Genomic DNA, 23,152 nt, shown 5'->3' with positions numbered 1-23,152 from the left:
TGCCCGGGCATCCGCACCCGTGGCAACGGGTGTGGACGCCCGGGGAGGGGTGTGGGCGGTCAGCCGCCGAGGCAGCCGGGGCCGAGCAGGGCCTTCAGGTCCCCCATCAGCGCCGAGGTGTGCATGACCTTGAGCGAGTCGTCCAGCCGCAGGGCGGTCATCTTGGTGCCGTAGACCAGGGTCAGGTGCACCTCGGAGGTACCGGGGTGGTGGGTCAGCACCTCCTTGAGCTTCGCGACGCGCTCGGGGGTGCACTGGTCGGTGCGCAGGCTGACCCGGATCGGCAGCCCGGCCTCGCCGGTGGCCAGCTCGGGCACCGCGAGGTCGTTCGCGATCAGCGAGACGCGGTCGTCGCGCTTGTTGACCCGCGCCTTGACCAGCACGATCGCGTCCTCGGCGACGTCGACGCCGACCACCTGGTACGCCCGCGGGAAGAACAGCACCTCGATGCCGCCGGCGAGGTCCTCGATCTGCGCCGACGCCCACGGTTCGCCGTTCTTGTTCACCCGGCGGTTGACGTTGGCGAGGATGCCGCCGACCGTGACCTGCGCACCCTCGGCGACCGAGCCCTCGACGATGTCGGCGATCGAGGTGTCGGACTTCGCGGCGAGCGCCTGCTCGAGGCCCTGCAACGGGTGCCCGGACACGTAGAGGCCGAGCATCTCCCGCTCGACGGCGAGCTTGTGCTTGGTGTCCCACTCCTCGTCGGGCACCTTCACGTCGAAGATGCCACCGAGACCGCCGTCGTCGCCCTCGCCCGGCCCGTCCAGCGAGCCGAACAGGTCGAACTGGCCCATCGAGGCGGCCTTCTTGGTGCTCATCACCGCGTCGATGGCGTCGGCGTGCACGAGCAGCAGGCCCTTGCGGGAGTGGCCGAGCGAGTCGAACGCGCCCGCCTTGATCAGCGACTCGACGACCTTCTTGTTGCAGACGACCGCGTCGACCTTGCGCAGGAAGTCGGAGAAGTCGACGAAGTTCCCCTTCTCCCGCCGCGCGGCGACGATCGCGTCGACGACGTTGTGCCCGACGTTGCGGATGCCGCCGAGACCGAAGCGGATGTCGTCGCCGACCGGGGCGAAGTTGCGCACCGAGTCGTTCACGTCGGGCGGGAGGACCGTGATGCCCATCCGGCGGCACTCCGCCAGGTAGACCGCGGCCTTGTCCTTGTCGTCGCGCACCGAGGTGAGCACGCCGGCCATGTACTCGGCCGGGTAGTTCGCCTTGAGGTAGGCCGTCCAGTACGACACCACGCCGTAGGCGGCGGAGTGGGCGCGGTTGAAGGCGTAGTCGGAGAACGGGAGCAGGATGTCCCAGAGCGTCTTGACCGCGGCCGCGGAGTAGCCGTTGTCCTTCATGCCCTGGGCGAAGCCGGCGTACTCCTTGTCCAGGATCTCCTTCTTCTTCTTGCCCATCGCGCGGCGGAGCAGGTCCGCCTGGCCGAGCGTGTAGCCCGCCAGCACCTGCGCGATGGACATGACCTGTTCCTGGTACACGATCAGGCCGAAGGTCTCACCGAGGACGTCCTTGAGCGGCTCGGCCAGCTCCGGGTGGATCGGCGTGATCTCCTGCCGGCCGTTCTTGCGGTCGGCGTAGTCGTTGTGCGCGTTCGCACCCATCGGGCCCGGGCGGTACAGCGCGCCGACCGCGGAGATGTGCTCGAACTCGCTGGGCGCCATGCGGCGGAGCAGGTCGCGCATCGGGCCGCCGTCGAGCTGGAACACGCCGAGGGTGTCGCCGCGGGAGAGCAGCTCGTAGGTCTTCCGGTCGTCGAGCTCGACCTTGTCCAGGTCGACGGCGGGCTTTCCGTTGAGCTCGATGTTCTCCAGGGCGTCGTCGAGGATGGTGAGGTTGCGCAGCCCCAGGAAGTCCATCTTCAGCAGGCCGATGGTCTCGCAGACGCCCATGTCGAACTGCGTGATGATCGCGCCGTCGGACTCGCGGCGCTGGATCGGGATCACGTCGATCAGCGGCGTCGAGGACATGATCACGCCCGCGGCGTGCACACCCCACTGCCGCTTCAGTCCCTCGAGGCCCCGCGCGGTGTCGATGATCTCCTTGACCTGCGGGTCCGCCTCGTAGAGGGCGCGGACCTCGGTCGCCTCGGAGTACCGCTTGTGCGACGGGTCGAAGATGCCCGACAGCGGGATGTCCTTGCCCATCACCGCGGGCGGCATGGCCTTGGAGATGCGGTCGGCGACGGAGTAGCCGGGCTGGCCGTAGAGCACCCGCGCCGAGTCCTTGATCGCGGCCTTCGCCTTGATCGTGGAGTAGGTGATGATCTGCGCGATCCGGTCCTCGCCGTACTTCTCGGTGACGTAGCGGATCATCTCGCCGCGCCGGCGCTCGTCGAAGTCCATGTCGATGTCGGGCATCGAGACGCGGTCGGGGTTGAGGAACCGCTCGAAGATCAGCTTGTGCCGGATCGGGTCGAGGTCGGTGATGCCCAGGACGTAGGCGACCAGCGAGCCCGCCGCCGAGCCACGGCCGGGGCCGCAGCGGATGCCGACGGACTTGGCGTGCTGGATGAGGTCCGCGGTCACCAGGAAGTAGCCGGGGTAGCCCATCTTGATGATGACGCCGACCTCGTAGTTGGCCTGCTGCCGGTACTTCTCGGTGACGCCGTCGGGGAACCGCATGTGCAGTCCCCGCTCGACCTCCTTGATCAGCCAGGACTCCTCGGTCTCCCCCTCGGGGACGGGCGCCTTGGGCTGGAGGTCCTGGCCGGTGGTGAAGTCGATGTTGCAGCGCTCGGCGACGAGCAGCGTGTTGTCGCAGGCCTCGGGGTGGATCGGGTCCCAGAGCTGGCGCATCTCGGCGGCGGACTTGAGGTAGAAGTCCTGGGCGTCGAACTTGAACCGGTTCGGGTCCGCGAGGGTCTTGCCGGTCTGGACGCACAGGAGCACCTCGTGCGCCTTGGTGTCGTCCGGGTAGGTGTAGTGCAGGTCGTTCGTCGCGAGGCCGGGCAGGTCGAGCTTGTCCTTGAGCCGGAACAGGTCCTCCTGGACCCGCTTCTCGATCTCGATGCCGTGGTCCATCAGCTCCAGGAAGAAGTTGTCCTTCCCGAAGATGTCGCGGTAGTCGCTCGCGGCCTGGCAGGCGGCGTCGAAGTCGTGCTGCTGGAGCAGGCGCGCGACCTCCCCGGAGGGGCAGCCGGTCGTCGCGATCAGGCCCTTGCCGTAGCGCTCCAGCAGCTCGCGGTCCATACGCGGCTTGTAGTAGTAGCCCTCGAGGCTGGCCAGCGAGGAGAGCCGGAAGAGGTTGTGCATCCCCTCCGTGTTCTCCGCGAGCAGCGTCATGTGGGTGTACATGAGGTCGGGGTTGTTCTCGCTGCCGTTGCCCAGCGCGGTGCGCTTGCGCTCGTGCCGCGACCCGGGCGCGAGGTAGCCCTCCATGCCGATGATCGGCTTGACGTCGTGCGCCTTCGCCTTGCGCCAGAACTCGAAGGCGCCGTAGACGTTGCCGTGGTCGGTCATCGCGATGGCCGGCATCTCGTGCTTGGCGGCCTCGGAGAACAGGTCGTCGAGCCGGGCGGCACCGTCCAGCATCGAGAACTCGGTGTGCGTGTGCAGATGGACGAAGGAGCGACTCCCGGATCCGGCACTGCCCATGTGTGTCCCGCGCTCCTCTCCCGCGCCGCTGGGACGGCGCGGACCTCCGCTGGTGCGCACGCCCGTCGGGGCGGACGTGCCGACACCGGGCCGGCGGCGCGGACGGGCAGGGGCATCGGCGCCGGTGCGCGGACCTGGCGGGGCCCGCTCGCCGGAGCCGGTGGACCCTGAAGGTCCGGACCGACCGGATCGGTGAGGGCCCCAGCGTAACGGTGGGGTCCGACGGTTCCGGCGACGGCGGCCGGGCACGATCGGGCTCCGCGTGTCGGGCCTGCTCACCCCCTGTCCACCCCGGACGACGGCGTGTCGCGGACGGCCCGGCGGCGGGTTAGGGTCGGGCCACGATGCCCACCGCCCCCGAGCCGACGACGCCACCCGGCACCGTGGTGTTCGACCTCGGTGAGGTGCTGGTGCCGTCCGCGGGCCTGGAGCGCCGGCTGGCCGGGGTGTTCGCCGTTCCCGAACCCGTGCTGCGCGAGGCGTACTGGCGCCACCGCGCCCGGCACGACCTGGGCGACCCGCCGGACCGCTACTGGACCGCCGTCTGCGCCGACCTGGGCCTGGCACCCGAGCGCGCCCGGATCGACGCCGCCGAGCGGGTGGACGTCACGTTCTGGTTGACGCTGCCGCCGTCGTCGTCGATGCTGATCGCCGACCTCGCGCGGGCCCGGGTGCGCCTCGCCGTGCTGTCCAACGCACCGCGCGGGCTGGCCTCCGCGGTGCGTGCCGCGGCCTGGAGCAGCCCGTTCGACCGGTTGCTGTTCTCCGCCGACGTCGGCGCCGCGAAACCGTCGCAGGACATCTTCCGGCGCGCCGACGTCGAGTTCGGCACCGCACCGGAGCAGGTGCTGTTCTTCGACGACCGCGTCGACAACGTCCGTGCCGCGTCCGCGCACGGCTGGGACGCCCACCGCTGGGAGGGCGCCGCCCGGGCCGTGCGGGTGCTGCGCGAGCGCGGGGTGCTGGGCTGACCGGTCCCCCGGGACCAGCGGCAGCGACGGTCGTGCACCGCCGTGCACTGCGGTCAGGGGGTCCGCCGACCCCGGGCACCGTCGGGCTCATGATCGGCACGCGTGCAGCGATCGGTGCCACATCCGGCACCGATCACCTCCATCACGGCGATCATGGCCGGGCTGCCGGGCGGGGGACCGGAGCCGCGACCCCGTGATCGACGTCTGTGCAGCGATCGGTGCCACATCCGGCACCGATCGGCGCACTCGTGCTGATCATGGGCGGGCGGCCGGGGCGACCAGGGCCGCGCGGCCGGACGGGGCCGGGCACGGGCGGGCGGAAGCCCGGGGGCCGCCCGGAGGCCGGGGCCGGCCGGAGACCGCGAGGCCGGGCGAGGCCCGCGGCCGGCCGGGGCCCGGGTCGGACGAGGGCCGGGACCTGACGAGGGCCGGGGGCTGACGAGGGCCGGGAACGCGGCTCGGGGACGCGCGCGGCTCAGGGGACGGGGCCGTCGTCGGGCGGCGGGCTCGCGGTGGTGGTCTGCTCGGGCAGCAGCGGCGACAGTGCGAGCTCCGGTGCGCCGGTCCCGGCCGGCGCGGCCTGCACGCCCCGCACGCCCGGGCGCGCGGCGAGCGCCTCGAGCCCGGCCCGGTCGGCGGTCACGACCAGCGCGACCACGCAGGCGCAGCCCGGGTCGGCGAGCGCGCGTCGCTCGGCCGCGGCCACGGCGGCCCGCCGGGTCAGTGCCGCGCGGGCCTCCGGGGTGGCCGCTCCCCCACCGTCGCGGGCGGCGCGGTCGGCGTCGGCCTCGGCGGCGTAGGCGGCCCGCTCACGGGCGACGCCGAGCGCGGCCGCCGGGTCCCCGGTGCCGGTGACCGGCTCGAACCGCAGCGCGGTCTGCACCCGGTCGAACGGCACCCGGAACACCGCGGTCGTGGTCGTCGTGCCGGAGCCCGCGGCCGCAGCGTCGGACGGGGCCAGCGGGCGGGTGAACTGCACGAGCGCGGACACGGAAACCCCCGGTGCGGGCAGCGTCGCGGGCAGCCCGGCGAGGTAGCCGGCGACGTCCTGGCCGGGGTCGGGGCCCAGCCGCACCGACCCCGTCGCCGCCGGGGGCCCGGCCGACGGACCGGACCCGGCGGCCCAGAGCGCACCGAGGAACACCACCGCCATCGCCGCGGCGATCCACGCCCGGGCCCGGGTGCTCAGACCGGTCACGCGTCAGTCCCGCAGGACGTCCAGCGCCGCGTCGAGGTCGGCCGGATACGGGCTGGTGAACTCGACGTGCCGCCCGTCGGCGGGGTGGGCGAACCCGAGCGTGCGGGCGTGCAGCCACTGCCGGGACAGCCCGACCCGCTTGGCCAGCGTCGGGTCGGCGCCGTAGGTGATGTCGCCGACGCAGGGGTGGCGCAGTGCGGAGAAGTGCACCCGGATCTGGTGGGTGCGCCCGGTCTCCAGGTGCACGTCGAGCAGGCTCGCCGAGCGGAACGCCTCGATGGTGTCGTAGTGGGTGACGCTGGGCTTGCCGCTCTGCATCACCGCGAACCGGTAGTCGTGGCGCGGGTGCCGGTCGATCGGGGCGTCGATCGTGCCCGACGACGGGTCCGGGTGCCCCTGCACGACGGCGTGGTACCGCTTGTCGACGGTGCGTTCCTTGAAGGCCCGCTTGAGCTCGGTGTAGGCGTGCTCGGAGGTGGCGACGACCATCACCCCGGTGGTGCCGACGTCGAGCCGGTGCACGATGCCCTGCCGCTCGGCGGCGCCGGAGGTGGACAGCCGGAACCCGAGCGCGGCGAGCCCGCCGGTCACGGTCGGACCGGTCCAGCCCGGGGAGGCGTGCGCGGCCACCCCGACCGGCTTGTCGACGACGACGATGTCGTCGTCGGAGTGCAGCACCGTCAGGCCCGCGACGACCTCCGCCGGGCCCTCGATGACCGCGGGCGCCGGCGCGTCGGGCAGCTCGACCTCCAGCCAGGACCCGCCGGGCAGCCGGTCGGACTTGCCGGCCTCGCGGCCGTCGACCGAGATCCGGCCGGACTCGGCCAGGGTCGCGACGACGGTCCGGGACAGGCCCAGCAGCCGGGACAGCCCGGCGTCGATCCGCATGCCGTCCAGCCCGTCGGGCACCGGCATGCTGCGTACCTCACCCACGTTCGCGGCTCCCGTCGATCTCGATGCCGCGCACGGCCATCAGCACCAGCAGGATGCCGCCGCACACGATGCCGGTGTCGGCGATGTTGAACACGGGGAAGACGCTCCCGTCCGGGGAGAAGAAGGCCAGCATGTCCACGACGTGCCCGCGCATCGGTCCGGGTGCGCGGAAGAACCGGTCGACCAGGTTGCCCAGCGCGCCGCCGAGGACCAGGCCGAGGCCGATCGCCCAGCCGGTCGAAGCGAGCCGCCGCGCGATCCGGAGGATCACGCCGACGACCACCACGGCGACGATCGTCAGCACCCAGGTGTAGCCGGTGGCCATGGACCAGGCGGCGCCCGGGTTGCGCAGCAGCGTGAGGTAGAAGAACCCGTCGATCACGGTGACCGGCCGCTGCCCCTCCAGCGTGGCGACGGCGGCGACCTTGGTGACGAGGTCGAGCGCCAGCCACACCGCGGCGATGCCCGCCAGCAGCGCCACACCGCGCCGTCGTACGGCGGGGTCGATCGGCGCGGTGGGGGGTGGAGGGTCGGCACTCACACCCGTGATTATGCGGGTCGCCCCGACACCGCCGACCGGCCGGTCAGCCGGCCCGCCCGCTCGGCCGGCCCCGGCCCTCGTGCCAGCGGACCAGCTTGCCGCCGCGGTCGACGTCGCGGATCCGCTGTTCGGTGTCCTCCCGGTTGTCCCGGGTGCTGACGACGAGGAACTGGTCCCCCTCGCGCAGCCGGGTGTCCCCGCCCGGGGAGAACGCCTCGGCGTCGCGTACGACCAGGCTGACCGTGGCCCCGCGGGGCAGCCGCAGCTCGCGCAGGTAGACGCCGTGCAGCCGGGACCCGGGGGGCACCTTCACCTGCAGGAGCTCGGCGTCGACCTCGTCGAGCGGGGCGGCGTCGACCTCGACGCCGCGGGTGTCGGTGCGCGAGACCACCCCGAGCAGCCGCGCCACCCAGGGCAGGCTGGTGCCCTGGACCAGGGTGAGCAGCACGACCAGCACGAACACGACGTCGACCAGGCGTTGGTTCTGGCCGCCGCCCTCGGTGACCGCGACGAGGGCGAGCACGATCGGCACGGCTCCGCGCAGCCCCGCCCAGGACAGGAACGCCTGTTCGCGCCAGGGCACCCGGAACGGCAGTGCGGCGGCGGCCACCGACAGCGGCCGCGCGGCGAGCAGGACGACCGCCGCGCAGATCAGCGCGGGCACCACGGCGGCGGGCAGCCGCTCGGGCACCGCGTACAGGCCGAGCAGCACGAACAGCCCGATCTGGGCGATCCACCCGGTGCCCTCGGCGAAGGAGACGACACCGCTGCGGTGCGGCAGCCGGGAGTTGCCCAGCACCAGCGCGGCACAGTAGGTGGCGAGCAGCCCCGAGGCGTGCACGCCCTGACCGGCGGCGAAGGCCAGCAGGCAGGACGCGATCGCCGCGAGCGGGTACAGGCCGGTCGACGGCAGCGCGGCGCGGCGCAGCGCCCACGCCGAGCCCAGCCCGAGCAGGACGCCGACGACGGCGCCCGCGACGAGCTCGTAGACGATCAGCAGCGGCGTCGTCCAGCTGATGGCCTCGGTCCCGGCCAGGACGACGACGGCGATCACCACCGGTGCGTCGTTCATCCCGGACTCGAGCTCCAGGGTCCCGGCGAGGCGCTGCGGGACGGCGACCCCGCGCAGCACGGAGAACACCGCGGCGGCGTCGGTGGAGGACAGAACCGCGCCCCACAGCAGCGCGGTGCGCCACTCCAGGTCGAGCAGCAGGTGCAGCAGCCCGCCCGCGACGGCGATCGACACCAGCACCGACAGCGTCGACAGCAGCAGCCCGAGCCCGAGCGCGGGCCGCACCGCCGACCAGCGGGTGGTGAGCCCGCCCTCGGTGAGGATCAGCACGAGCGCGGTGAGGCCGAGGGACTCGGTGAGGCCGGTGTCGTCGAACGGGATGCCCAGCACGGACTCGCCGAGCAGCACGCCGATGCCCAGGTAGAGCAGCAGCGACGGCAAGCCGAGCCGCACCGAGACGCGCACCGCGAGCACGCCGAGCAGCAGCACCCCCGCGGAGATGCCGAGCAGCAGTTCCAGACTCACCGGGGCCCCCTGCTCAGGGCGACCAGGTCAGGGTGACGGCGTCGGTGCGCCGCGGCGGGAGGTCCACCAGCGCGGCGGCGACCGCCTCGACGCGGTCGGCGGGCAGGCAGAGCCGGCGGGTGACCCAGGCGGCGTCGTGCGGCAGGCGGGCCGCACGGGTCCAGGTCAGCACCTCCGGGTCGACGCCCTGCTCCTCGCGCAGCACCGCGACGGCGTCGTCGTGGGTCGCCGACGGCGGCCGGACCACGTCGTGGAAGCGCTCCCACAGCGGGTCCAGCCAGGCCAGCGGGTGCTCGGTCAGCATCTCGACCACGACGCCGCCGATCCCGCCGCGGGTGCGGACGGCGCCGGTCAACGCGGCGAGGAACGGGGGCAGGTCGACGACGTTGTGCAGGACGTGGTGGCAGACGACGACGTCGTGCCGTCCGGCGTCCCCGACCGCGTCGGGCCAGCTGCCGTGCACGGTGCCGTGGGGCAGGTCCCGGGCGCGGGCCGCCGCGGCGAACACCGCCAGCATGTCGGCCTGCCGGTCGACGCCGACCACCCGCGCCACCGGCGACGGCTCGGGCCACGCCGCGCCGAACGCGGCGTCCCCGCCCCCGCAGCCGACGTCGAGCACCGACGCCCCGGCGCAGGTCCACGCGGCGGCACGCTCGGCGATCGCCCGCGCCGCCCGGTGCGACGGCGTGTCGGCCGGCTCCGCGGGCGGGGTGAAGTCGGCGGGGTCGTGGGTCCACGGGTCGGCGGGGGCGTGCCGGAGGACGTGGTCGGGGATCCCGCGGCCGGTCTGGCGTTCCCGCCACCGTTCCGCCGCGTCACCCATGGGGTGAGGATAGGGCCCGGTGGTTCTGCGGAGTTGCGGCCGGTCCCGGTCGGCCAGACTGCCCCCGTGCCCGATCGACCCCGTCCGCCCCGGTGGTGGCTGCCGCTCGTCGTCGTCGTCGTGATCCTCCCGACCGCGCTGGTGCTGTGGTCGCAGCACGAACCGCTGCCGTCGCCGGCCGAGGGCGCGGCGCTGCTGGTCGAGGCGGCGACGGGCCGGGAGCACTCCGGCGTCACCGCCGACTGCCGGGTCCTGGACGGTGACGACCCGGTCCTCGGCTGCCGGATGCGCGACGACGAGGGCCGCCACGGCTGGGGCACCGTGCGCGTCGACAGGACGCGGGTGGAGGGCGCCCGCGGGTCCACCCCGCAGGACGTCGTGCGGACCCGCTGGGACTTCCCGGTGTCCGCCGACGGCGTCGCGGAGCTGGACGTGGTCGTCCCCGGCCTCGGCCCCGGCCCGACCGGGACCGACACGCTGGCCGGGGTCCTGATGTTCGCCGTGCGCGACCCGCTGCGCGCCGCGGGCCACGACGCGGTGCTCCTGTCCCCGCGCTGCCCGCCGGTGGCCGAGGGCGCGACGGTCGTGTGCCGGGTCGACGGGGTCCCGGCGACCGTCGAGGTCACCCGGGTCTCCGGCGCCGACCACCGCGTCCGTCTCACGGTGACACCCCGCCCCTGAGCGGTGGTCGGCGCCGGTACCGGTCAGGCGCGGGCGACCGCGGCCGACAGCGTGACCGATGCGCCGTCGGGGCCGACGACCTGCCCGCTCGACGCGCCGTCCCCGGCGGCGCCGTAGGCGACCGAGGTCGCCAGCACCTCCCCGGCGACGAACGCCTCGTGGGTCCGTACGGCGTCGAGCACCGCGTCCGGACCGTCGAGGGTCAGCGCGATCCGGTCGGACACGTCCAGACCCGCGTCACGGCGGGCCTGCTGCACGACGCGCACGACGTCGCGGGCGGTGCCCTCCGCGGCCAGCTCCGGCGTCACCGTGGTGTCGAGGACGACGAGCCCCGCGTTCCCGGGCAGGGCCTGGGTCCGCTCCGGGTCGGCGGCGACGAGCTTCTCGGTGAACTCCCCCGGCTGCAGCGCGATCCCCGCGGCCACGACGGTGTCGCCCTCCTGGGACCATTCCCCCGCCTTGACCGCGCGGATGCAGGTCTGGACGTCCTTGCCCAGGCGCGGTCCGGCGACCCGGGCGTTGACGGCGATCTCGAACCGGCCGTGCGTGGCGACGTCGTCGGTCAGCTCGACCGAGCGGACGTTGACCTCGTCGGCGAGCAGCCCGGTGAAGTCCTCCAGCGCCTTGGCGTCGCCGGCGGCGACGGTCAGCGCGGGCAGCGGCTGGCGCACCCGCACCTTCGCGGACTTGCGCAACGACAGCGCCGCGCTCGCGACCTGCCGGATCCGGTCCATCCCGGCGACGAGACCGGCGTCGTGCGGCAGCCCGGCTCCGGCCTCACGGTGCGAGACCGAGGCGTCCGACCCGGCGGGCCAGTCGGTGAGGTGCACCGACCGCTCCCCCGTGAGACCGCGCCAGATGGCCTCGGTAGTCAGCGGCAGCAGCGGCGCCGCGACCCGGCAGGTCACCTCCAGCACGGTGTGCAGGGTGTCGACGGCGTCCTGGCGCACGGCCGGGTCCTCGGACCAGAACCGCTCGCGGGAGCGGCGGACGTACCAGTTGGTCAGCGTCTCGGCGTGGTCGCGGATCCGCTCGCAGGCCCCGGCGATGTCGTAGGCGTCCATGGCCGCGGTGACGCCGTCGACGAGGTCGGCGGTCTTGGCCAGCACATACCGGTCGAGGACGTGCGGGCTGTCGGTGCGGAACGTGCCGCGCTCCCCGCCCGCGTAGAGCGACAGGAAGTACCAGGTGTTCCACAGCGGCAGGATCGCCTGGCGGACGCCCTCGCGGATGCCCTGCTCGGTGACGACGAGGTTGCCGCCGCGCAGGATCGGGCTCGCCATGAGGAACCACCGCATGGCGTCGCTGCCGTCGCGGTCGAAGACCTCGTTGACGTCGGGGTAGTTCTTGCGCGACTTGGACATCTTCGCGCCGTCGTCGCCCAGGACGATGCCGTGCGCGACGCAGTTGCGGAACGCGGGCCGGTCGAACAGGGCGGTGGCCAGCACGTGCAGCGTGTAGAACCAGCCGCGGGTCTGGCCGTTGTACTCGACGATGAAGTCGCCCGGGTAGTGGTGCTCGAACCAGTCGCGGTTCTCGAACGGGTAGTGGACCTGCGCGAACGGCATCGAGCCGGACTCGAACCAGCAGTCGAGCACCTCCGGCACCCGGCGCATGGTCGAGCGCCCGGTCGGGTCGTCCGGGTTGGGCCGGGTCAGCTGGTCGACGTACGGCCGGTGCAGGTCGGTCGGGCGCACGCCGAAGTCGCGCTCGATCTCGTCGAGCGAGCCGTAGACGTCGGTGCGCGGGTAGCGCGGGTCGTCGGACTGCCACACCGGGATCGGGCTGCCCCAGTAGCGGTTGCGGGAGATGCCCCAGTCGCGGGCGCCCTCGAGCCACTTGCCGAACTGGCCGTCGCGCACGTGCGCGGGCGTCCAGTCGATCTCCTGGTTGAGCTCGACCATCCGGTCCCGGAACTGGGTGACGCGCACGAACCAGGAGTCGACGGCGCGCTGGATCAGCGCGTTGCCGCAGCGCCAGCAGTGCGGGTACGGGTGGTCGTAGGTCTCGTGGCGCAGCAGGACGCCCTGCGCGTGCGCGTTGCCGTCCTTGAGGTCGCGGATGACCTGCGGGTTCGCGTCGAACACCTGCATGCCGGCGTACGGCGGGACCTCGGTGGTGAACTCGCCGCGGGAGTCGACCGGGTTGACGACCTCGATGCCGGCCGCGTCGGTGACCTCCTTGTCCTCCTCACCGAAGGCGGGGGCGATGTGGACCAGCCCGGTGCCGTCCTCGGTGGTGACGTAGTCCGCGGCGAGCACGCGGTGGGCGTTCTCGCGGCCGGTGAAGAAGTCGAACGGCGGGGTGTAGCTCGCGCCGAGCAGGTCGGACCCCGTCACCCGCGCCAGCACCGGCGGTTCCTCCCCCAGCTCGCGGGCGTACGCGGCGACCCGGGCCTCCGCGAGCAGCCAGCGCTCGGAGTTCGCCTCCACCACCACGTAGTCGACGTCGGGGTGCACGGCCACGGCGAGGTTCGACGGCAGGGTCCACGGAGTGGTCGTCCAGACCAGGGCGAGGGCGCCGTCGGTCTCCGGGCGGTCCGGCGTCGACAGGCGCAGCCCGACGGTGACCGCCGGGTCCTGCCGGTCGGTGTAGACGTCGTCCATCTTGGTCTCGGTGGCGCTCAGCGGCGTCTCGCAGCGCCAGCAGTACCAGAGCACCCGGAAGCCGGAGTAGACGAGACCCTTGTCCCACAGCGACTTGAACGCCCAGAGGACGGACTCCATGTAGTCCAGGTCCAGGGTCTTGTAGTCGTTGTCGAAGTCGACCCAGCGGGCCTGGCGGGTCACGTAGTCGCGCCACTCGCCGGTGTAGCGCAGCACGGACGTGCGGCACGCCTCGTTGAACGCGGCGACGCCCATCTCGTCGATCTCGGACTTGTGCTTGATGCCGAGCTGGTTCTCGGTCTCGACCTCGGCGGGCAGGCCGTGGGTGTCCCAGCCGAAGCGGCGCTCGACCCGGTGGCCGCGCATGGTGCGGTACCGCGGGACGACGTCCTTGACGTAGCCGGTCAGCAGGTGGCCGTAGTGCGGCAGGCCGTTGGCGAAGGGCGGGCCGTCGTAGAAGACGTACTCGTCGGCCCCGTTCTCACCGGCGGGGCGCCGGTCGACCGACGCGCGGAAGGTGTCGTCGGTGTCCCACGACGCGAGCACGTCCTGCTCGAGCGTCGGGAACGACGGGTGCGCCGGGACGTCGGGATAGCCGCTCACGTGTGTCGCTCCTCGTGCGTGCTCTCGCTTCGCACGGGGACGACGACGGCTCTGGAGAGCCGGGCCGCGGTACCACCCCGCTTGCCCGTGCACGGGTGCACGGGCCTCTCGTTCGACGGCGATGACGGGCCGCACCCGTCCGGTTCTACTCCGGCCCGGGGCCGTTTCTTCCGGAGGCTCCCCGGTGATGGCCGGATCGGTGCCTGTGGAACCAGGGTAGCGCGCGACCGCGCCCCGTTATTCCGTGGGGCGCGCCGCGCTGCTGGTCAGCGGGCCTGGGCGGGATGACGGTCGCCGAGGGTCCGGTTCGGCGCGCACCAGCCGCACGGGGTGAACCCGAGCTCGACGGCCTCGCTGACCGGCAGCGGGATCACCGGGCGACCGGTGAGGGCCCGGCAGGTCTGCACGTGGTACCGGGGGTGTTCGTCGATGACGAGCACCTCGTCGGGCAGGCGCGCGGCCAGTGCGGCGAGGGTCGGGTCGCGCGGCTCCTCCGGGGAGTCGCCGTCGGTCCCGGCGGGAGCGTCGGACCCGACGGTGTCGGCCGGGGTTCCGTTGGTGTCCGCGCCGGCTCCGGCGGGCGTGCCCGCGGGTGTCCCGGCCCGGGTGTCGTCGGCCGGGGCCCCGGATCCGGCGGCCGCGGCGCCCGCGGTCACGGCGGCGTCGGGATGGTCTGCGCCCGACGGGCTGCCCGCTCCGGCCGGTCCGCCGGGTGCACCCGCGGCGCGGGTCACCGTGGTGGCGTCGGCCGATCCGGGGGTGCGGGTCGCGGTGGTCGCGTCCGCCGTTCCCGGAGCGGCGTCCGCGGTGGTCGTCTCCGCCGTTCCCGGGGTACGGGTCGCGGTGGTCGCGTCGGAGGGGCCGGACCGGCCCTCCGGGCTGTCCGGCCGGTCGGATCCGGCGGCGGGCGGGGTGCCCGTGCCGGCACCTCCCGTGCCGTCGGCGCCCGAGCCGGTGCCCGACCCCGAGCCGAAGCCCGGGTCGTCGGCACCGTCGTGGGCACCGGAACGTGCTGCCGGGTCGGAGCCCGACCCGCCGTCGCGGCCGGCTGCCACGGCACCGGCCGTCCCGGCGGCGACCGCGCCTGCGGCTGCCGCCGTCACGGCCGACGTCGTGCCGGCGGCGCCGGTTCCGGTCGGCCGCGAGTCGGTCGCCCGCGTCGTCGCCTCGGCGGGCGGTTCCGCGGTGCCGGGTTCGGCGGGGCCGGACCGTGCCGGGTCGCCGCCACGACCCGCACCGCCCTCCCCGTCCGCTCCCGCCGACGCGTCCGGCCCCGCCGGGGCGCCCGCGTGCGACGCGGCCACCCCACTCGGGTCGGCCGCGTCCTCGGCCCCGGATTCGGTCACCGTGCGTGACGAAAGTCCACCCGATCGAGATGCGCCGGGCGGTCCCTCCGCAGAGCCGGACGGCCTGACGACCGGCATCTGGATGGTCTGGTCGGTCGCGTTCTGCGCCGCCCCGGGCGTGCCCGAGGCCGCGCCGCCGTCCGGCCGGACGACCGGCAGGACCTGCGTCGCGGGCTCCATGTCGGCGCCGTAGCGCGCCTCCATGTCGGCCCGGTCGGCCCGGTCCGGCGCCGCGGGGGCACCGGTGCCTCGACCGGAGGCGTCGGCCTCTGCCCGGTCACCGGCCTTCACCGCGGCACGGGTCTGCCACCAGTCGTAGGCGAGCACCAGGCCCGCGATCAGGCTGATGACCACCGATGTCCACGCCAGTGCCACCACGTGCAGGAACCATCCTGCGAGCAGCAGCACCAGCGCGATGACCACGAGGATCAGGACCAGCACCAGCATCGGCGAACTCCGTCGGTCGGCAGCGGCACCTGTCCGCTACCCGGTCGTCGTCGGTCGTCCCCGGCGCCTCGGAGGCGCCGTGGGGCGGTCAGCTCCCGGTGTCGGCCCGCTGGCCGTACCCGGAGGCGGCGTACCCGCCGTTCGAGCCCGACCTGGTGGCACCGGAGCCGTCCGACGGGGCAGCGGAACCGCGACCCTCCAGGTCACGCAGCTGCGACTCCAGGTAGGTCTTCAGACGGGTGCGGTACTCCCGCTCGAAGGTCCGGAGCTCGTCGATCTTCTTCTCCAGAACGGACTTGTCGCGCTGGATGGCGCCCATGATCTCGTTCTGCTTGCGCTCGGCCTCGCTGACCAGGCCGGACGCCTTCTCGCGCGACTGGCGCTCGAGCGTCTCGGCCCGCGTGCGGGCGTCGTTGAGCATGGTCTCGGCACGCGAGCGCGCGTCGTTGACCAGGCCGTCGGCCTTCGTCCGGGCGTCCGACAGGAGCTGCTCGGACTTGTTCCGGGCGTCCGACAGCATCGTGTCGGCCTCGTTCTTGGCCTCCGCGGTCAGGCGGTCCGCCATCTCCTGGGCGAGGCCCAGGACCTTGGCGGCCTGCACGTGGTGGTCACCGCCGTCGGCATCGGCGGGTCCGGCACCGGCCAGCTGCGGAGCGGGAGCACCCGCACCACGGCCCATCGGCGACGGGGAGGCGGCCAGGGCCTGGGTCTGCGCCGGAGCCGGCTGGCTCCGCGCCTCCTCCAGGTCGGCCTCGGCATCGCCGAGACGCTGCTCCAGCTGCGCGACCTGGTCGCGCAGGTCGTCGTTCTCCCCGATCAGCCGGGCCAGTTCGGCCTCGACCAGATCGAGGAAGGCGTCGACCTCGTCCTCGTTGTAACCCCGCTTCCCGATCGGGGGTTTGCTGAACGCGACGTTATGAACGTCGGCGGGCGTCAGCGGCATCGGATCACCTCATGCGGTCCTCGGCGGCACTCCCGGGTGACTGGGGCTCATCCCAGGAGCTGTGATCTGACGGCGCTCATCGAGATGAACACCACCAGCAACAGAACCATAATCGACAGGTCCAGTCCTACGCCTCCGATACGGACCACGGGGATCACTCTCCGCAGCAACTTGACCGGAGGGTCGGTCACGGTGAAGACGACCTCGAGCGCCACGGCGGGCGCTCCGGCGGGTCGCCACTGGCGCGCGAACGACCGGACCATCTCGACGACGATGCGGGCCGCGAGCAGCAGCCAGAAGAAGAACAGGACGTAGTAGATCAGCGTCAGGATCGGGTCGGCCACGACTCAATCCTGTCGGAAAGCTCCGCGCTCGGCGAGCCTCCGCGCGTCGTCCGCGGAGACCTCGACGTCGGCCGGCGTGAGAAGGAACACCCGGTCGGTGACCTTGTCGATGCTCCCGCGCAGGGCGAACGCCAGGCCCGCGGCGAAGTCGACCAGGCGTTTCGCCGCCGCGCCGTCCAGATCCGTCAGGTTCATGATGACGGGCACACCGTCGCGGTAGCGCTCGCCGATGGTGCGGGCCTCGTTGTAGCTGCGCGGGTGCAGCGTCGTGATCGACGCCGGTCCCGCGGCGGCCCGGTCGCGCTGCTCCGGAACCGGCGCGGGGGCCACGACGGGCTCGCTCCGCTCCTCGCGTGCCGGACCCCGGAGGGTCTCCGGGTCCATCGCCAGCGCCCCGCGGACGGCCGCTCCGGCGCCCCCTCCGAGAGGAGTGGGAAGGTTCCCGCGCTCCGGGACCAGCCCGAGCGTCTCCCGCTCGCCGCGTGGATCCTGCCGCACGGCGCGCGCCGGACGGAGGGTCTCCCGCGCCGGGCGGGCGCCCCATCCGTCCTCGTAGCGGACCGCGGTCTCGTAGCGGTCGTCGTCGTAGGACGCCTGGTCGGCGAACCGACCGGCCCCGGCGGACCAACGGTCACCGCGCGGGCCGGCGTGGTGCTCGTGGCCGCCCCGGTAGTGATCCGGTTCGTCCACATAGTCCATCTCGTCGGCCGGGACCATGCCGAAGTACGCCTTCAGCCGGTACATCGCGCTCATCCGCTGTCCCCTCGCAGTACTGCTCGACTCCGTACGCGTCCCAACCGCACGCGCACCCCGCGTTCTGGCGACGGTCTCGCCGGCGGTGCGGTCTCCGCCACCTGCTCAGTACCCACACCCACCAGCGATTACTCGGAGGCTATCCGCCGATCCCCCACAAGGGCCGTACCGACACGCACCACCGTCGATCCGTGACCGATCGCCGACTCCAGGTCCCCGCTCATCCCGGCCGACAGGACCGTCGCACCGGGGTGCCGCCCGACGGTCTCCCGGTGCGCCTCGGCGATCCGCTCGAACGCCGCATCGGGCTCCCAGCCCAGCGGCGCGACGGCCATCAGACCGGCCAGTTCCAGCCCCGGCAGCTCCGTGACCAGGTCCGTCAGCTCGACGAGCCCCTCCGGGGCGACGCCGCCGCGGTCGGCGTCGCCGTCGACGCTGTACTGCACGAGCACCGGCAGCGGGCCGCCGCGCTCCCCCGCGTCGCGGGCCTTCGCGACCTCCTTGTCGATCGCGCGGGCCAGCCGGGTCGAGTCGACGGAGTCGATCCGTGTCACCCACGGGAGCACCGTCCGTACCTTGTTCCGCTGCAGCCCGCCGACGAAGAACCAGTCCGGGGAGACGTCCGGGCGCAGGGCCCGGACCTCGTCCACCTTGGACGCCGCCTCCTGCGCGCGGTTCTCCGCGAAGGCGTCCAGGCCGAGGTCGACCAGCGCGGCCACGTCGGCGGCCGGGATCGTCTTGGTGACGGCGAGCAGCCCGACCTCGGAGGGGTCGCGGCCGGCGGCGCGGCAGGCCTCGGCCACCCGCTCGCGGACGGCGGCCAGTCGGTCGGTCAGTTCGCCGACGCGGTCGGCGGTGGGGGTGCGGGGATCGGACACGGCGTCCATCGTTCCCGCCCGCGGGGGCGCCCGCGAGCCCCGCGTGGCGTGGATCGCCGGACCGGGGCGCCGGTCAGCGCGGGTCGAGCCAGGTGATCCCGGCCTGGCGGCCGCAGCGGCCGTCGCGGCGGTGGCTGAACAGGTCCGGGTCCTCGACGGTGCAGCGCGGGTCGGTCGCGACCTTCGTGACGCCGAGGTCGGCGAGACGGCGGGTGAGCCCGGCGCGCAGGTCCAGGCCGGCGGTGCCGGTGCGGGTGGTGGACGCGCTGCCCGGCAGCGCGGCGTCGACCTCGGCGCGCATGGCCGCGGGCACCTCGTAGCAGCGGCCGCAGACCGACGGCCCGAGCAGGACCTCCAGCCGTGCGGGCTGCGCGCCCAGTGCGGTCATCTCGGTCACGACGGCGTCGACGACGCCCGCGGCCGCGCCGACGCGGCCCGCGTGGGCGGCCCCGACGACGCCGGCGACCGGGTCGCCGAGCAGCACCGGTACGCAGTCGGCCGCGAGCACCGCGACACCGAGCAGCGGCACGTCGGTGACGACGGCGTCGACGTCGGCGACGTCCGGGGCGACCCCACCGGTGCCGGGGCGGGCCCGCGGGGGCTCGCGCAGCACGGCGACGTCGCGGCCGTGGACCTGGTTCAGGAACACCAGTCCGGACAGGCCGAGCTCACGCACGACGCGGGCCCGGTTCCCGGTCACCGCGGCCGGGTCGTCCCCGACCCCCGACGACAGGTTGAACGAGGTGAACGGGCCCTCGGACCGGCCACCGGCGCGGGTGGTGGTGACCCGGCGGATCCGCGCGCGGCGGGTGCCGCCCGCGCGGGCCGCCGTGGCCGGTGTCGGTGAGTCCGGCACGCGGGTCAGCGCCGCATGAACGGCGGGACGTCCACCTCGTCCTCGACCGGCTCGGCCGGACGCGCCGCGGGGTTCCCGCCGACGGTCCCGTGCTGGGCCGGGGCCGACGTCGGCGAGGCCGGCGCGGACATCGGACCGCTCGGGACGGACGCGCCGTCGCCGCCGTGGTGCTGGGTGTCGCCCTGGCGCGGGGCCGGGGCGGTGGGCTGCGCGGGCGGCAGCGTCCCGGTGCGCTCGGGGGCCTGCGCCGTGGCGGGCAGGTGCGGCGCCGACGGGGTGGTCGCGGTCGTCGCGGCCCAGCGGGACTGGCCCTGCGGCTGCTGGCCCTGGTGCTGCTGGGTGTGGTGCTGCTGGGTCTGCTCGGCCTGCTGCGGCGCCGCGGGCGGCGCGGCCTGCGGTGCGGGCTCGGCGGACGTCCGGGTGCCGCGGGCGAACACGGCGGGCTCGAGCTTCTTGTGGGTCGGCGTGCCGCCCTCGAAGCCGGCCGCTATCACGGTGACCCGCACCTCGTCGCCGAGCGAGTCGTCGATCACGGTGCCGAAGATGATGTTCGCCTCGGGGTGCGCGGCCTCCTGGACCAGCGAGGCCGCCTCGTGGATCTCGAACAGACCGAGGTCCGAGCCGCCCGCGATCGACAGCAGCACGCCCTGCGCACCGTCCATCGACGCCTCGAGCAGCGGCGAGTTGATCGCCTTCTCGGCGGCCTGCACCGCGCGGCCATCGCCGCGTGCGGACCCTATTCCCATCAGCGCCGACCCGGCCCCGGACATGACCGACTTGACGTCGGCGAAGTCGAGGTTGATCAGGCCGGGGGTGGTGATCAGGTTGGTGATGCCCTGGACACCGGAGAGGAGCACCTCGTCGGCGGAGCGGAAGGCGTCCATCAGCGAGACGCCGACGTCGCCGAGCTGCAGGAGCCGGTCGTTCGGGATGACGATGAGGGTGTCGCACTCGTTGCGGAGCGCCTGGATGCCCTCCTCGGCCTGCCCGGCGCGGCGGCGCCCCTCGAAGGTGAACGGGCGGGTGACGACACCGATGGTCAGCGCGCCGAGCTTGCGGGCGATCGACGCGACGACGGGTGCGCCGCCGGTGCCGGTGCCGCCGCCCTCGCCCGCGGTGACGAAGACCATGTCGGCCCCCTTGAGGACCTCCTCGATCTCCTCGGCGTGGTCCTCGGCGGCCTTGCCCCCGACCTCGGGGTTGGCGCCGGCACCGAGGCCGCGGGTCAGCTCACGACCGATGTCGAGCTTCACGTCGGCGTCGGACATGAGGAGGGCCTGGGCGTCGGTGTTCACCGCGATGAACTCGACGCCCTTGAGGCCGACCTCGATCATCCGGTTGACGGCGTTGACGCCGCCGCCACCGATGCCGACCACCTTGATCACTGCCAGGTAGTTGTGCGGGGGCGTCATGCGCGGCACCTTCCAGTCGCTCGGGGTCCGGGGTTCGGGTGGGTCAAGCTCCGGGTGCCCCGGGCCTTCGGGTGCGCACGCTAAGTGGAGTGCGGTGCCCGGGTCCAGCAGGCGCGCCGCACGACGACAACACCCCGCCCGGGTGGTTCGACCTCGCCACCGATGGAAACCCGCACGGTCGTCGGACGGTCACCCACCGCGACGATCGGGCCGGGTGCGGCGGGTCAGCGCTGCCGGACGGTGACCAGCGACGGGCTGGAGACGTCGTAGACGGCGCCCTCGCGCTGCAGCACCGGTCCGAGGACCCGGGCCCGGGCGGCGGTCCGGTCGGTGTCCGGCCACGGGCCCCACAGGACCCGCCGGTCCTCGGTGAGCCCCAGCTCGAAGGTGGATCCGCCCCCGCCGAGCGACAGCGTCTGCACCTGGTCGCGGACCGGGACCGGCAGTGCCTGCAGGACGCCGACCGCGGCGAGGGTGGCGGGGTCGTCCGGGGCGACGCGCGGCAGCTGGAGCCGGGGCAGTCGCACGTCGGGCGGGGCGTCGCGGTAGACGAACCCGGTGACGTCGACGAGCTTCGGTCCGTCCGGGGTGTCGAGCAGCGCGGCCGGGGTGCGTTCGGTCACGGCCACCACCAGGGTGTCCGGCCAGGACCGGTCGACCTCCACCGCGGCGACGCCGGGGATGGCCGACACGCGCGCGGCGACGCCGTCGGTGTCGACCGCGGCGAGCGGGACACCGGTCTGGTCGCCCGCGGCGTCCTCGACGTCGCGGACGGGGATCTGGCGGGTGCCGTCGACCCGCACGGTGGCCACCGGGGGGCCGTACCGGCCCAGCGCCCACCAGCCGGCCGCGGACACCCCGAGGAGCACGACGGCGGCGGTGGCCAGCAGGGCGACGAGGCGACGGCGCCGATAGCGCGGGTCGCGGCTGCGGGACCGTTCGGCCGCGCGGGCCGCCGTGCGCTCCCGGACCGCGGCAGCCGCGCCGCGCCCGCTCCCCCGGCCCGCCGGGCCGGCCACCTCGTCGGTGTCGGCGGCCCGGTCGCCGGTATCCCCGGTCTCCCCGGGCTCGTCGGGCTCGTCGTGGCCGTCGGCGGCGGGGGTCCCGGCGGCGGCGCGGCGTTCGGCGGCGCGGCGCTCCCGGATGCGCCGGGCGCGCTCGGCGGCGCGGCGCTCCTGCTCGGGGTCGCGGCGGCCCGGCGAGCGGGCACCGTCCCGGGCCCGGTCGTCGCCGGTGTCCTGCTCGTCGCTGCTCATCGTGCCCCCGCTGTGCCGCCGCCGTGTCGCGCGCTCACCCCTCGCCGGCGAGCTCCCGCAGGATCTCCGGCCCGAGCGCGGTGACGTCACCGGCGCCCATGGTGATCACGACGTCGCCGTCGGTCGCGAGCGCGGCGATCGCCGCGGGTGTCCGCTCCCACGAGGGGGCTCGGTGCACCCGCCCGGCCGGCAACGTCACCGCGTCGGTGATGAGCGCCGGACCGACGCCGGGTTCGGGATCCTCCCGGGCACCGTAGACGTCGAGCACCATCACCTCGTCCGCCAGCGACAGCGACGCGCCGAACTCGGCGGCGAACAGCCGGGTGCGGGAGTACAGGTGCGGCTGGAACGCGACCAGGACGCGGCCGCGTCGCCCGTCGCGGACCGGCGCGGCCTCGCGGGCGGCGCGCAGGGTGGCGGCGACCTCGGTGGGGTGGTGGGCGTAGTCGTCGTAGACCGACACGCCGCGGGCGCGGCCCTTGAACTCGAACCGGCGCTGCACCCCGCCGAACCCGGCGAGGCCCTCCAGCAGCACGGCCGGGTCGGTCCCGACGACGACGCCGGCGAGGAACGCACCGAGCGCGTTGAGGACCATGTGCTCGCCCGGGACGCCGAGGGTGAGCTCGTGCTCGGCGTCGCCGGTGCGGAACCGCGCACGGCAGCCGGTGCCGTCCGGGGTGAACTCGAGCAGCCGGGCGTCGTGCGGGCCGGTCGCGGTGCGGCCGTAGCGCAGCACGGTGACGCCCGACTCCTCGGCCCGCACCGCGACCTCGGCGGACCCCGGGTCGTCGGCGCAGGCGACCAGCGTGGCGCCGGGGACGAGCCGTTCCAGGAACCGCTCGAACACCGCCCGGTAGGCGGCCTCGTCGCCGTGGTGGTCGAGGTGGTCGGGCTCGACGTTGGTGACGATCGCGACCGACGGGGCGAACGCGGTGAACGAGCCGTCGCTCTCGTCGGCCTCGACGACGAACACGTCGCCGCTGCCGTGGTGGGCGCCCGACCCGGACACCGACAGGTCGCCGCCGATCGCGAACGACGGGTCGGCCCCGGCGTGCTGCAGGGCGACGGTGACCATCGACGTCGTCGAGGTCTTGCCGTGCGTCCCGGCGACGGCGACCAGCCGCCGTCCCTCGGTGAGCGCGGCCAGTGCGACCGCCCGGTGGACGACGTCGTAGCCGCGCTCGCGGGCGGCGGCCAGCTCCGGGTTGGTCTCCCGGATCGCGGTGGAGACGACCACGGTCGGCGGGGTCTCGCCGTCGTGGCGCAGGTGGCCGGCGTCGTGCCCGGTCTCGACGCGTGCGCCGAGCGCGCGCAGCGCGGTGACCGTGCGGGAGTCCCGCGCGTCGGACCCGGAGACGGTCGCTCCGCGGGCGAGCAGGATCCGCGCGATCCCGCTCATCCCGGCGCCGCCGATCC

At 74.3% G+C, this 23,152-nt stretch carries 18 protein-coding genes; 2 read left to right on the top strand and 16 right to left on the bottom strand.

The window, feature by feature from the left end; genetic code table 11:
* Nucleotides 1-59: 59 nt before the first annotated feature.
* Complete coding sequence (dnaE, locus tag ND486_RS20835; protein WP_285899063.1) at nt 60-3,608, bottom strand: DNA polymerase III subunit alpha; 3,549 nt, start codon at nt 3,606-3,608, stop codon at nt 60-62.
* 344 nt (nt 3,609-3,952) lie between these two features.
* On the opposite strand from dnaE, the gene ND486_RS20830 reads away from it, so the two are divergent.
* A complete protein-coding gene (locus ND486_RS20830; RefSeq protein WP_251786002.1) occupies nt 3,953-4,579 on the top strand; it encodes an HAD-IA family hydrolase in 627 nt (208 codons plus the stop codon).
* Nucleotides 4,580-5,054: 475 nt separating this feature from the next.
* Here the strand turns inward: ND486_RS20830 and ND486_RS20825 are convergent, their stop codons facing one another.
* The 5 genes from ND486_RS20825 to ND486_RS20805 are packed head-to-tail and all read right to left on the bottom strand — an operon-like array spanning nt 5,055 to nt 9,611.
* Nucleotides 5,055-5,777 (bottom strand): hypothetical protein, encoded by a 723-nt coding sequence (locus ND486_RS20825; RefSeq protein WP_251786000.1) that lies wholly within the window; start codon nt 5,775-5,777, stop codon nt 5,055-5,057.
* A 3-nt stretch (nt 5,778-5,780) separates the two neighbouring features.
* Entirely contained in the window at nt 5,781-6,692 is a 912-nt protein-coding gene (locus tag ND486_RS20820) for an RluA family pseudouridine synthase (protein ID WP_062404557.1), read from the bottom strand.
* Nucleotides 6,693-6,702: 10 nt separating this feature from the next.
* Complete coding sequence (gene lspA, locus ND486_RS20815; RefSeq protein WP_251785998.1) at nt 6,703-7,251, bottom strand: signal peptidase II; 549 nt, start codon at nt 7,249-7,251, stop codon at nt 6,703-6,705.
* A 43-nt stretch (nt 7,252-7,294) separates the two neighbouring features.
* Nucleotides 7,295-8,788 (bottom strand): potassium/proton antiporter, encoded by a 1,494-nt coding sequence (locus ND486_RS20810; RefSeq protein WP_251785996.1) that lies wholly within the window; start codon nt 8,786-8,788, stop codon nt 7,295-7,297.
* A gap of 13 nt (nt 8,789-8,801) precedes the next feature.
* Nucleotides 8,802-9,611, bottom strand: coding sequence for a methyltransferase domain-containing protein (locus tag ND486_RS20805; protein ID WP_251785994.1), 810 nt, complete (start codon nt 9,609-9,611; stop codon nt 8,802-8,804).
* 66 nt (nt 9,612-9,677) lie between these two features.
* Between ND486_RS20805 and ND486_RS20800 the strand changes: the two genes are divergently transcribed.
* On the top strand, nt 9,678-10,292 hold the full coding sequence (locus ND486_RS20800) for a hypothetical protein (protein WP_251785992.1): 615 nt from the start codon (nt 9,678-9,680) through the stop codon (nt 10,290-10,292).
* A gap of 23 nt (nt 10,293-10,315) precedes the next feature.
* On the opposite strand, the gene ileS is transcribed toward ND486_RS20800, so the two are convergent.
* The 10 genes from ileS to murC all read right to left on the bottom strand — a co-directional run bounded on the left by ileS (nt 10,316) and on the right by murC (nt 23,135).
* The gene (ileS, locus tag ND486_RS20795; protein WP_251785989.1) at nt 10,316-13,501 is read right to left on the bottom strand and encodes an isoleucine--tRNA ligase; all 3,186 of its coding nucleotides are present in this window, start codon (nt 13,499-13,501) and stop codon (nt 10,316-10,318) included.
* 266 nt (nt 13,502-13,767) lie between these two features.
* Nucleotides 13,768-15,294 (bottom strand): hypothetical protein, encoded by a 1,527-nt coding sequence (locus ND486_RS20790; protein ID WP_251785987.1) that lies wholly within the window; start codon nt 15,292-15,294, stop codon nt 13,768-13,770.
* Nucleotides 15,295-15,382: 88 nt separating this feature from the next.
* A complete protein-coding gene (locus tag ND486_RS20785; RefSeq protein WP_062402187.1) occupies nt 15,383-16,237 on the bottom strand; it encodes a DivIVA domain-containing protein in 855 nt (284 codons plus the stop codon).
* 47 nt (nt 16,238-16,284) lie between these two features.
* On the bottom strand, nt 16,285-16,581 hold the full coding sequence (locus ND486_RS20780) for a YggT family protein (protein WP_373324230.1): 297 nt from the start codon (nt 16,579-16,581) through the stop codon (nt 16,285-16,287).
* Between the two features lie 3 nt (nt 16,582-16,584).
* Nucleotides 16,585-17,334, bottom strand: a complete 750-nt coding sequence (locus ND486_RS20775; RefSeq protein WP_062402184.1) for a cell division protein SepF — start codon at nt 17,332-17,334, stop codon at nt 16,585-16,587.
* A gap of 128 nt (nt 17,335-17,462) precedes the next feature.
* A complete protein-coding gene (locus tag ND486_RS20770; RefSeq protein ID WP_374231506.1) occupies nt 17,463-18,221 on the bottom strand; it encodes a YggS family pyridoxal phosphate-dependent enzyme in 759 nt (252 codons plus the stop codon).
* A gap of 64 nt (nt 18,222-18,285) precedes the next feature.
* Entirely contained in the window at nt 18,286-19,068 is a 783-nt protein-coding gene (gene pgeF / locus ND486_RS20765; RefSeq protein WP_251785984.1) for a peptidoglycan editing factor PgeF, read from the bottom strand.
* Nucleotides 19,069-19,073: 5 nt separating this feature from the next.
* A complete protein-coding gene (gene ftsZ / locus ND486_RS20760; RefSeq protein ID WP_251785981.1) occupies nt 19,074-20,480 on the bottom strand; it encodes a cell division protein FtsZ in 1,407 nt (468 codons plus the stop codon).
* A 224-nt stretch (nt 20,481-20,704) separates the two neighbouring features.
* Nucleotides 20,705-21,736, bottom strand: a complete 1,032-nt coding sequence (locus ND486_RS20755; RefSeq protein WP_251785978.1) for a cell division protein FtsQ/DivIB — start codon at nt 21,734-21,736, stop codon at nt 20,705-20,707.
* A gap of 34 nt (nt 21,737-21,770) precedes the next feature.
* Nucleotides 21,771-23,135 carry a UDP-N-acetylmuramate--L-alanine ligase gene (gene murC / locus ND486_RS20750; protein ID WP_251786459.1) on the bottom strand — a complete coding sequence of 455 codons (1,365 nt, stop codon included), beginning with the start codon at nt 23,133-23,135 and terminating at the stop codon, nt 21,771-21,773.
* Between the last annotated feature and the right edge of the window lie 17 nt (nt 23,136-23,152).

Source organism: Pseudonocardia sp. DR1-2, from assembly GCF_023717215.1.
GTDB lineage: Bacteria > Actinomycetota > Actinomycetes > Mycobacteriales > Pseudonocardiaceae > Pseudonocardia > Pseudonocardia alni.
The sequence above is the reverse complement of the archived record's forward strand: the minus strand, read 5'-3'. Positions and strand labels throughout refer to the sequence as shown.